The organism is Kitasatospora sp. NPDC056076 (assembly GCF_042266305.1).
Classification (GTDB): Bacteria; Actinomycetota; Actinomycetes; order Streptomycetales; family Streptomycetaceae; genus Kitasatospora.
The window spans coordinates 1-9,448 of sequence record NZ_JBHJWG010000093.1 but is presented as its reverse complement, the minus strand read 5'-3'; the positions used below and the strand labels follow the sequence as shown (position 1 = coordinate 9,448).

The following is a 9,448-nucleotide window of genomic DNA, read 5'->3' as shown; positions in this document are numbered from 1 at the left end:
TGCGGGGCGCCGCCGGGGCACGCACCTCGCCGCGTTGTCGTCGGTCGCCCGATGCTCCGCATCGCCTCCCTCCTCCGCCTTGCGATGCACGCACCCCAACGCCGCCCCGCCCGCCCTCCGGGCGAACGACGGGAGTCCGAAGACGGACCCTGGGCCATCACGGCGCGGCGGGCGTCGGGACGATCCAGAGCTCGGCCGGGCCGTTGATGATCGCCGACTCCAGCCGGGCGGGTGCCGGGCGGGAGGGGTCCAGGGCGCTGTCGGGGTGGGCGCCGAACAGGCCGGCCAGGGCGACCTCGGCCTCCAGGCGGGCCAGGGGCGCGCCGAGGCAGAAGTGCGGGCCGTGCCCGAAGGCGAGGTGCTCCTTGTCGGGGCGGGTCGGGTCGAACTCGTCGGGCCGGTCCGGGTGGAGGTCCGGGTCGCGGCCGGCCGCGCCGAAGCCGAGCAGGATCGGTTCGCCGCGGCGGATGACCACGCCCTCGCCGAGGTCGATGTCCTCCAGCGGGTAGCGCAGCGGGACGTGCATGACGGGGCTCTCGTGGCGCAGGGTCTCCTCGATGACGTCCTCCCAGCCGAGGGCGCCGGTGCGGACGGCGGCCAGGTGGCGGGGGTGGGTGAGGAGGGCCTGGACGGTGCTGGTGATGAGGTTGACGGCGGTCTCGTACCCGGCGCCGAGCATCAGGAACAGGGTGTCGCGGGACTCCTCCTCGGTGCGTCCGGTGTCGCCGCCGGTGCTGAGCGCGGCGACGTCGCTGGCGAGGTCGGGGCCGGGTTCGCGCCGTTTGAGCTCCAGCAGGTCGGTCAGCGCCACGTTGATCTCGGCGCGCGAGAGCGTCATCTGCTCGTTGGCCGCCGTGGTGGTCAGCAGGGCGTCCATGGCCCGGCCGATCGGGGGCCGCAGGTCGGCGGGGACGCCGAACAGGTCGCAGATCACCGTCATGGTCAGCGGCAGGGACAGCGCCCGGCGCAGGTCCACGGCCTGGCCGGGGGCGAGTTCGCCCAGCGCGCCGACGAGGGCGGCGGTGGTGGCCTCGATCCGGGGGCGCAGCGCGGACACCCGCCGGGGTGAGAAGGAGGCCGCCATCCGGCGCCGGGCGGAGCGGTGTTCGTCGCCGTAGCGGTTGAAGAAGTTCTGCTGGAAGGCGATCGGGCCCATCGGCCAGCCCTCGGGCACCGCGGCCAGGCCGGGCCAGTGGCGGCGTGCGTCGCGGGAGACGCGGGGGTCGCCGGTGAGCGCGCGGATCACCGGGGCGCGGGTCACCGACCAGGCGATGATGCCGTCGGGGAGTTCGACGCGTACGGCCGGTCCGGCGCAGCGCAGCCGCGCGTTCTGCTGGTGGAGGGTGCGGGCGGTCATGTCGAGCACGGGGCAGCGGGGGGCGTCCGGGGCCATGGGCTTGCTCCTCGGGGAGCTCGGGGCCGGGTCTGAGCTCCGTTGTAGAGGGGGGCCGGTCGGGCGTCAACGGCGCACGGGCGCGGTCGCCGCGCGCCCGCCCGGACGGCCCCGTGCGGTCGCCGGGCCCGGTGGCCGTACGGTCGCCGGGGTGCTGCGCGGGCCCGGCCCGGCGGGTGTGCCGTACCCGAACGGTCCGCCGGGCGCCGGGCGGTGACGAAACGGTGACAAATCTCTGATGCCTCCCTTGCGTCAACCGGTGCTCCGCGGACTTACGATCATCGGCGCCCGGCGACCACACCGCCGGGTCACCACACATGGGGGAACGACGGATGAGCACACCGGCACCGGGCGGGTTCGGGGTCAACCACGCCGCGCTGGACAAGGCGCACGCCACGCTGACCAACCTGGCCCACGACTGCCCGGGCGCGGGCGCGGTCGCCGACGACGCCACCGGGACGGCGGTCACGGGCCTCAAGAACTGGGACAGCGCCGGGGCGTTGAAGGACTCGCTGGACGAGTGGCACCAGCAGGTCAAGGCGCTGACCGGGCGGCTGAACGCCAACGCGGGCGCGATGCAGAGCACCGGCGCCAACTACCGCAGTACCAACCTGTCCATCGCCCAGTCCCTCCAGGTGCAGTGACCATGCTCGGATACGAGGACGTCATCAACGCCAATCCGGACGCGCTGACCGCCGCCGCCACCCAGTGGCGCGCGATGGCGACGCGCTTCCACACCATGCAGACCACCATGGAGCAGGACGTCCTGGGCGGCGCGGGCAACGGCGGCGGCATCGGCGGCAACGGCCTGTTCACCCCGGGCGGCCCCGGCCTGCCGGGCAGCGGCAACGGCCTGACCGGCGGCCCCTGGTGGACGGGCGGCACCGCGAACCTGGCCAACACGGCGCTGCTGGCCACCAAGGGCCAGATCGTCGACGCCCAGACCGAGGCCAACGCGATGGCCTCGCTGCTCGACGAGGCGCACGCCGACTTCGCCGCCGCGCAGAAGCAGACCCGCGACGCGGCCGACGGCGCCGTCAAGGACGGCTTCAAGGTGACCGGCACCGGCACGGCGGTGTTCGACGAGAGCACGCTCGACCCGGCCACCCGCCAGGCCCTGCACCACGACCCGGAGGGCCGGCAGTCCTACCAGGACGCGGCCGACAGGTGGACCAAGGCGATCACGGCCGGAGTCCAGGCCGCCACCCGCGCCGACCAGCGCATCGCCGCCGCCCTGCGCGGCGCCTCCAAGGCGGGCAACCCGCTGGACACCACCTTCAACGGCCAGGCCGTGGGCGGCGGCGACGCCGGTGACGCCCAGCGCGCCGCCGCCCTGGCCACCCACCTGGACGACCTGACCCCGGAGCAACTGGTCCAGCTGCAGGACCTGATGAAGGACAAGGCCGACCACCCCGCCTTCTCCCAGGGCCTGTTGGACCGGCTCGGCCCGGACGGCACACTCAAGCTCGCCGGGAAGCTCAGCAGCCCCGGCGGCGACAAGAAGGCCGCCTACACCGACCTCCAGGGCGGCCTCACCCACGCGCTGGCCTCCGCCACCCAGGACACCAGTACCGACTTCTACCGGCGCTGGCGCGCGGGCATGGCCAAGGTCGGCTGCGACGCGGACCACAACTACGGCTCCAACACCGAGCCGGTGTACGGGTACCAGGTCCTGACCACCCTGATGGCCAAGGGCGACGCGAAGTACTCGGCCGGGATGCTCGGCGACCTGGCCGACGACATCACCGCCGCGGAGAAGAAGACCCCCGACGCGTGGGCCTACAAGGCCAACCACAACGGCACCGCGCTGGGCGCCGACCCGCTGGACAACGTGCTCGCGATCATGGGCCGCGAGCCGGACGCCGCCACCGCCTACCTGGACCCGAACTCCGGCGGCGGCAACCAGCACCTGCACTACCTGCTCAAGGACCGCAAGTGGCCCGAGGGCTGGGTCACGTCGATGGCCGGCCCGTTCAAGACGCCCGACCCGCTGGCGCAGAGCGGCCTGGGCGCGGCGCTGGAGGCCGCCACCACCGGCCAGCCGGCCGGCGCCCCGCACACCGGGCACCACACCGAGGCCCAGGCCCGGATCATGCACGACACCGTCACCACCCTGGACGAGGGCCAGGGCGGCACCAAGGTCAACGCCAACCTGCGCCAGCCGCTGGCCAACGCGCTGGCCGACTACACCAACGACAGCCACGAGATCTTCAACAGCCGCAACTCCCAGTACCTGGACCACGGCAGCACGGTGTGGACCGACGCGAACGGCACGGTGCACATGGGCGTCGGCGAGGACAGCCTGGTGCGGGTGATGCGCGGACTGTCCGACAACCCCGACGCCTACGCCACCCTGCACCAGGCCGAGAGCGCCAAGATCGCCCAGGAGCTGTCCTCGATCGGGCCCAACCCCTCGCAGAACGACATCCAGGACGTGATGAACAAGGGCGCCGCGAGCCTGGGCGTCTACGACGCGATCCGCGCCGACGTCGCCATGGGCCAGCGCGACGACGCCAACCTCCAGGCCGACTGGAAGGCCAAGGTCGCCTACCACGTGGTCGGCGCCCCGCTCACCCCCATCCCGTGGGTCGGCGACAGCGCCCAGCGCCTGGTCGACACCTGGGCCTGGGAGTGGGACAACCAGATGAAGGACCACAACAACAGCGTCGCCAACGCCAAGATCTCCGACACCTACCTGGACGCCAACAACGAGATGACCCACCTGGTCAGCGGCTGGGCCAAGGACCGCGGCACGGACCCGGACAGCAGCATGATCCACGTCGTCGAGGACGCCTCCCACGACCGCCGCTCCACCAGCGCCACCACCGCGGGCCACTTCCTGGGCCGCGGCAACTCCTGACGCACCGCCAATTCCTGACGCACCGTCAACTCGACTGCGGCCGCCGCCCCCAGAGCCCGGGGCGGCGGCCGCAGCGCGTTCTCAGGAGCGGTGGTACTGGACGGGGGTGTGCACCTCGCCGCCCAGCTCGCCGGCCGCGCGGCGGGCCCAGGAGGGGTTGCGCAGCAGCTCGCGGCCGAGCAGGACGGCGTCGGCGCGCCCGGCGGCCAGGATCTCCTGGGCCTGGGCCGGCTCGGTGATCAGGCCGACGGTGGCCACCGGCAGGCCGACCTGGTCGCGCACCGCCTCGGCGAAGGGCACCTGGTAGCCGGGGCCGGCCTCGATCGCGGCGTCGGGCACCAGGCCGCCGGTGGAGACGTCCAGCAGGTCCACGCCGTGCGCCTGGAGCTCCTTGGCCAGGCGGACGGTGTCCTGCGAGGTCCAGCCCTCACGGCCGTCCTGCGGGTTCTCGGTGAGCCAGTCGGTGGCCGAGACGCGGAAGAACAGCGGCAGCTCCTGGGGCCACACCTCGCGCACCGCGTCGACGACCTCCAGCGCGAAGCGGATGCGGCCCTCGAAGGAGCCGCCGTAGGCGTCGGTGCGGCGGTTGGTCTCGGGGGAGAGGAACTGGTGGATCAGGTAGCCGTGGGCGCCGTGGACCTCGACGACCTGGAAGCCCGCCGCCAGGGCGCGCCGCGCGGCGTCGGCGAACTGGCCGACGATCTCGGCGATCTGATCGACCGTCAGTTCCTCGGGGGTGGTGTGCTCGGGCGAGAAGGGCAGCGCGCTGGGGGCGACCGGGGTCCAGCCGTGCTCCTCGTCGGGGCTCAGGGCGCGTCCGCGGTCCACCCAGGTCCGCTCGGTGGAGGCCTTGCGCCCGGCGTGCCCGAGCTGGACGGCCGGGACGGTGCCCTGCGCCTTGAGGAAGTCGGTGATCCGGCGGAACGCCTCGACCTGGGTGTCGTTCCACAGTCCGAGGTCGTACGGGCTGATCCGCCCCTCGGGGCTGACCGCCGTGGCCTCCGTGATGATCAGCCCGGTGCCGCCGGCGGCCCGCGCCGCCTGGTGGGTGTAGTGCCAGTCCGTGGGGGCCCCGGCGGCCTCTCCGGCCGGTGCGGCGCTGTACTGGCACATCGGCGGCATCCAGACCCGGTTGGGGACGGTCAGCTCCCGCAGCGTGTACGGGGTGAAGAGGGTGGTGCTCATGTCGGACTCCCGGTGGGAACGGCAGCGCCAGGACACAGGCGCTTGCTGATGCGCTTTATATGTCCAAACAATAGTTGCACGGGACGATACTTTCAACGGCGGCCGCCCGCCCGGGGGGCCTCAGCCCCCCGACGACGGCGACAGCAGGGCGCGGGCCCGGTCGGCCAGGCCGTCGGCGCCGCAGCGTGAGGCCAGTTCCAGGCCCCGGGTCAGCGCGCTGCGGGCGCCCGGGGCCTGGAACCGGCCGTGCGGCGCCCCGCCCCGGCGGCCCAGCGCCTCACCCAGGTCGACCAGGGCGATCGCGTGCTCGTAGCGGGCCGGTGAGCGCTCCAGGTACCGGACCGCCTCCGTCAGCAGTTCGGCCGCCGGCGCCGGCTCGTGCACCGCGGCGCACAGCCGCAGGGCGGTGCCCACGGCCGAGTCCGTCCGGGTCTCCCGGGCCCGCCGGACGCCCTCCTCGGCGAGGTCGCGGGCCCGGTCCGGCCGCTCGGGCGCCAGCGCGCGCGCCAGGTGCCCCAGCCACGGCGCCCACACCGTGTTGCGCCACCCCCGCGCGTCCAGGGCCGCCCCGGCGGCGGTCAGCGCCGCGGCCGCGCCCGGTGCGTCGCCCCGGGCCAGCAGCAGGCGGCCGTACAGCGTGCGGGCGTCGGGCAGCACCATCACCGTCGGGTACGGCGGGCCGAAGGAGTGCCTGCGCGCCAGCCGCAGGGCGTCGTCCAGCCGTCCGCGCGCGGCCAGGGTCTCGGCCAGCGCCCCGACCGCGTCCCAGTGCAGCGGGGTGCCCGGGCCGATCCGCGCGGCGGTGCGCAGCGCCCGGCGCAGGTGGTCCTCCGCCTCGGCGAGCGCGCCGCAGCGGAACCGCAGCATGCCGGTCAGCAGGTGGGCGAAACCGAGGTGGCCGCCGCTCCACCCGGCGACCTCGTAGGCGCGCACCGCCTCGGTGAACAGCTCCTCCGCCCGGTCGACCCGGTCGGCGTACAGGTAGCTGAGGCCCAGGATCCCGGGCAGCTCGAAGCCCCAGGTGGTGTTCGTCCAGCCCAGGCTCGCGGGCAGTCGGCCGCCCGGCAGCGCGGACTCGGCCAGTTCGAGCGCCCGCGCCCGGTCGGCGCCGCGCAGGGTCAGGTCCCAGCAGCGCAGCACGGCCACCGCGTGGGCCAGGCCGTCGTGTTCGAACACGCCGCCGCCCGGGGCCGTCGCGCCCGGTGCCGTCGTGTCCGGTGCCGTCGTGCCCGCGGCCGGCGCGCCCGGGGCCGTCGGATCCGCGCCGAGGGCGGTGAAGGCCAGGCCGACCGCCCCCAGCATCCGGTGGAAGTCCGCCAGCCGCCGGGAGCGGCCGGGGCCGTCCTCGTCCTCGAACCGGAACGCGGCGAACTTGACATCCTCCCCGCGCTAAAGCGCGGGGATTCCGGCCGCGCCTGCGGTACGGGGCTTGCGCCCGGTGCGGCCGGCGTTCCGGTGGGTTCCTGTTTCAACGGGCCGTGCCTGGCGTGGGATCGCCACGCCGGGTCTCACCGGTCCTCCGCAGGCGTTTAGCCTGTCCGCCTGCCCGGCGGCCAGGATGTTCCGAGCGGCGTTGAGGTCACGGTCATGGAGCATGCCGCATGCGCCACAGGCCCACGCCCGGATGTGCAGGGGTTTGGGTCCGTCGCGGTGTCCGCACGCCCAGCACAGCTGGGACGACGGGAACGCGCGGGACACGATGCCGACATGACGTCCGAACCGGGCCGCCTTCTCCTTGAGCAGGCGCCGGAAGGTGGCCCATCCGGCGTCGTGGACGGACTTCGCCAGGCGGCCTCGGGCGAGGCCGCGCACGTTCAGGTCCTCCAGGTACACCGCTTGGTTCTCGCGGATGATCCTGGTGGTCTGCTGGTGCAGCCAGTCCTTGCGGGTGTCGGCGACCTTGGCGTGCGCCCTGGCGACCTTGCGGCGGGCCTTGGCCCGGTTCTTCGACCCCTTGGCCTTACGGGACAGCTCCCGCTGTGCGGCCTTGAGCTTCTTCTCGGCCTTGCGGAGAAAGCGGGGGTTGTCGATCACGCTGCCGTCGGAGAGGACGGCGTAGGTGGTCAGCCCGAGGTCGATGCCGACCTCGGCATCGACCTCGGGCAAGTGCTCCGGTTCCACATCCACGACGAAACTCGCGTGGTACCTCCCGGCCGCATCCAGCACGACCGTCACCGACGACGGATCAGCAGGCAGCGGCCGCGACCACTTCACCCGCACGTCACCGATCCTCGCCAGGTTCAGCTTCCCGTTGCCCCGCAACCGGAATCCGTTGCGGGAGAACCGCAGCGACTGCCGGCTGTCCTTGCGCGACTTGAACACCGGCAGCCCCACCGGGCGTCCCTGCCGCTTACCAGACACCGAGTCGAAGAAGCTCCGGTAGGCCGTGTCCAGATCGCGCAGGGACGACTGCAACGCGTCCACCGAAACCGACCCCAGCCACGACCGGGCATCCGTCCTCTTCGCCTCCGTGATCACCGCCTTGGCCAGAGCACCGGTCGCAATCCTCGACCTGTCCGCCTTCCATGCGGCCCTCCGCAGGGCGAGCGCATCGTTGTACACCACCCGCGCACACCCGAACGTACGTGCCAGCAGCTGCCGCTGACCCACCGTCGGATAGATACGAAAGGAGTACCTGAGATGCACGAGAATCAACCTACCGGCAGGCACTGACAGTCAGACGCGGCCGCCAGCTGGGCGGTGCGCCCAGGCGGGCACCGCCTCTGACCTTCCTTCGACCACCGCCGCCCTCGGAGCATCGTTGCGTCGTCGCAGAGGCCCGAGGCTACTGCCGGTCGGACGGCTCCGGCGCGAACTTGACAAGCCGTCAGATCCGGGCCCCGGAAATCCGCTGGCGCCGGCCCGCCAGGGCGGAGATACTCGCCCGTCGGCGGGGCGGACGAAGGGGGAACGGGCGGGCGTGGAGGTCTTCGAGTGCAGGGCGTGCGGCACCGCGCTGACCGGGCCGCTGACGCGGGTCCCCTACCCGGTCTACGCCGGGCTGCCCTTCGGCAACGGCGTGGCCATGCCCGTCCTGATGGACCCGGGCACCTACGCCGTCGACGGTGACCCGGCCCGCGGGCCCCGCCCGACCGTCATCGCCCCCGGCGACGCCCACGGCACCGCCCTCGTCCAGCGCCGCGAACTCGGCGCCTGCTGCGGCATCGACGGCCGCTACGGCCCCAACGTCACCTGCGCCGGCTGCGGACGCAAGGTCGCCACCAGGATCGACGACTGCTCGCTGTGGCAGGCCACCTGGCTGGAACCCTCTGCGGTGCGCCCCGTCCCGGCCGGCCCCGACGCCCCGATCGCCGACTGGCACACCGTCACCGACCGGTGGTGCGCCACCGACCCGTCGGACGGCGACGGAAACCGGAGCATCCGCTGGGACGTGGAGGCCGCCGTGACCCTGGCCCACCTGGTCCACGCCGCCGACGGCGCGCCCCTGGACCTCGCCACCGGCCCGCTCGCCCAGGCCTTCCGCCCCCTCCTCGCCCAACTGCCGCCCCCGGCGGCCGGACCGGCCCGCCCCGCCCTGCGCGCGGCCCTGGCCGGACCGGGCCGACCGCTGCCCCACCGCCTGCCCGACCTCGCCGTCGTCCCGCGCCACCCCCGCACCGGCGAGTGCTGGCCCCCGCCCCCGGGCGTGGCCGCCGTGCCGCTGGCCGCCGGGTTCTGGGCCGCCCTCGCCTTCCGCGACGAACGCGAACTCGCGCCCGCCACCGGCGGCCTGCCCCCGGGAGTCGAACGCGACGACCCCCTCCCGCCCCACCCCCGCTACCCGGGCTACCTCGACCGGCGGGTCCTGCGGGCCGCGCTCGACCGCCTGAACGGCGTCGCCGACACGGCGGACGAGCCATGGTGAGGAGCGACGGCGGCGCCGCCCGGGAAAGGACCCCGGGCGGCGCCGCCGGCCCGTCGGGGCGCCGGCCGCGCCCCGTCTGCGCCACCCCCAGCGCCGGGACGCCCCGCGTCCGGGCCCGACGCGGCGCGGCCGGGGAGCTGGCTCT

The 9,448-nt window shown here is 74.2% G+C and carries 7 protein-coding genes; 3 read left to right on the top strand and 4 right to left on the bottom strand.

Annotation, left to right across the window (positions count from 1 at the left end; genetic code table 11):
• Positions 1-157 precede the first annotated feature (157 nt).
• The gene (locus tag ACFC1T_RS37680; protein WP_375897126.1) at positions 158-1,393 is read right to left on the bottom strand and encodes a cytochrome P450; all 1,236 of its coding nucleotides are present in this window, start codon (positions 1,391-1,393) and stop codon (positions 158-160) included.
• A 332-nt stretch (positions 1,394-1,725) separates the two neighbouring features.
• Between ACFC1T_RS37680 and ACFC1T_RS37675 the strand changes: the two genes are divergently transcribed.
• Both ACFC1T_RS37675 and ACFC1T_RS37670 read left to right on the top strand, forming a co-directional pair.
• A complete protein-coding gene (locus ACFC1T_RS37675; protein WP_375897123.1) occupies positions 1,726-2,037 on the top strand; it encodes a hypothetical protein in 312 nt (103 codons plus the stop codon).
• Between the two features lie 2 nt (positions 2,038-2,039).
• Entirely contained in the window at positions 2,040-4,253 is a 2,214-nt protein-coding gene (locus tag ACFC1T_RS37670) for a hypothetical protein (RefSeq protein ID WP_375897121.1), read from the top strand.
• Between the two features lie 81 nt (positions 4,254-4,334).
• Here the strand turns inward: ACFC1T_RS37670 and ACFC1T_RS37665 are convergent, their stop codons facing one another.
• The 3 genes from ACFC1T_RS37665 to ACFC1T_RS37655 all read right to left on the bottom strand — a co-directional run bounded on the left by ACFC1T_RS37665 (position 4,335) and on the right by ACFC1T_RS37655 (position 8,048).
• Entirely contained in the window at positions 4,335-5,438 is a 1,104-nt protein-coding gene (locus ACFC1T_RS37665) for an NADH:flavin oxidoreductase/NADH oxidase (protein ID WP_375897118.1), read from the bottom strand.
• 120 nt (positions 5,439-5,558) lie between these two features.
• Positions 5,559-6,740 carry a tetratricopeptide repeat protein gene (locus ACFC1T_RS37660; RefSeq protein WP_375897117.1) on the bottom strand — a complete coding sequence of 394 codons (1,182 nt, stop codon included), beginning with the start codon at positions 6,738-6,740 and terminating at the stop codon, positions 5,559-5,561.
• Between the two features lie 87 nt (positions 6,741-6,827).
• Positions 6,828-8,048 carry an RNA-guided endonuclease InsQ/TnpB family protein gene (locus ACFC1T_RS37655; RefSeq protein WP_375897114.1) on the bottom strand — a complete coding sequence of 407 codons (1,221 nt, stop codon included), beginning with the start codon at positions 8,046-8,048 and terminating at the stop codon, positions 6,828-6,830.
• A gap of 310 nt (positions 8,049-8,358) precedes the next feature.
• On the opposite strand from ACFC1T_RS37655, the gene ACFC1T_RS37650 reads away from it, so the two are divergent.
• On the top strand, positions 8,359-9,303 hold the full coding sequence (locus ACFC1T_RS37650) for a hypothetical protein (RefSeq protein ID WP_375897112.1): 945 nt from the start codon (positions 8,359-8,361) through the stop codon (positions 9,301-9,303).
• Positions 9,304-9,448: the final 145 nt, after the last annotated feature.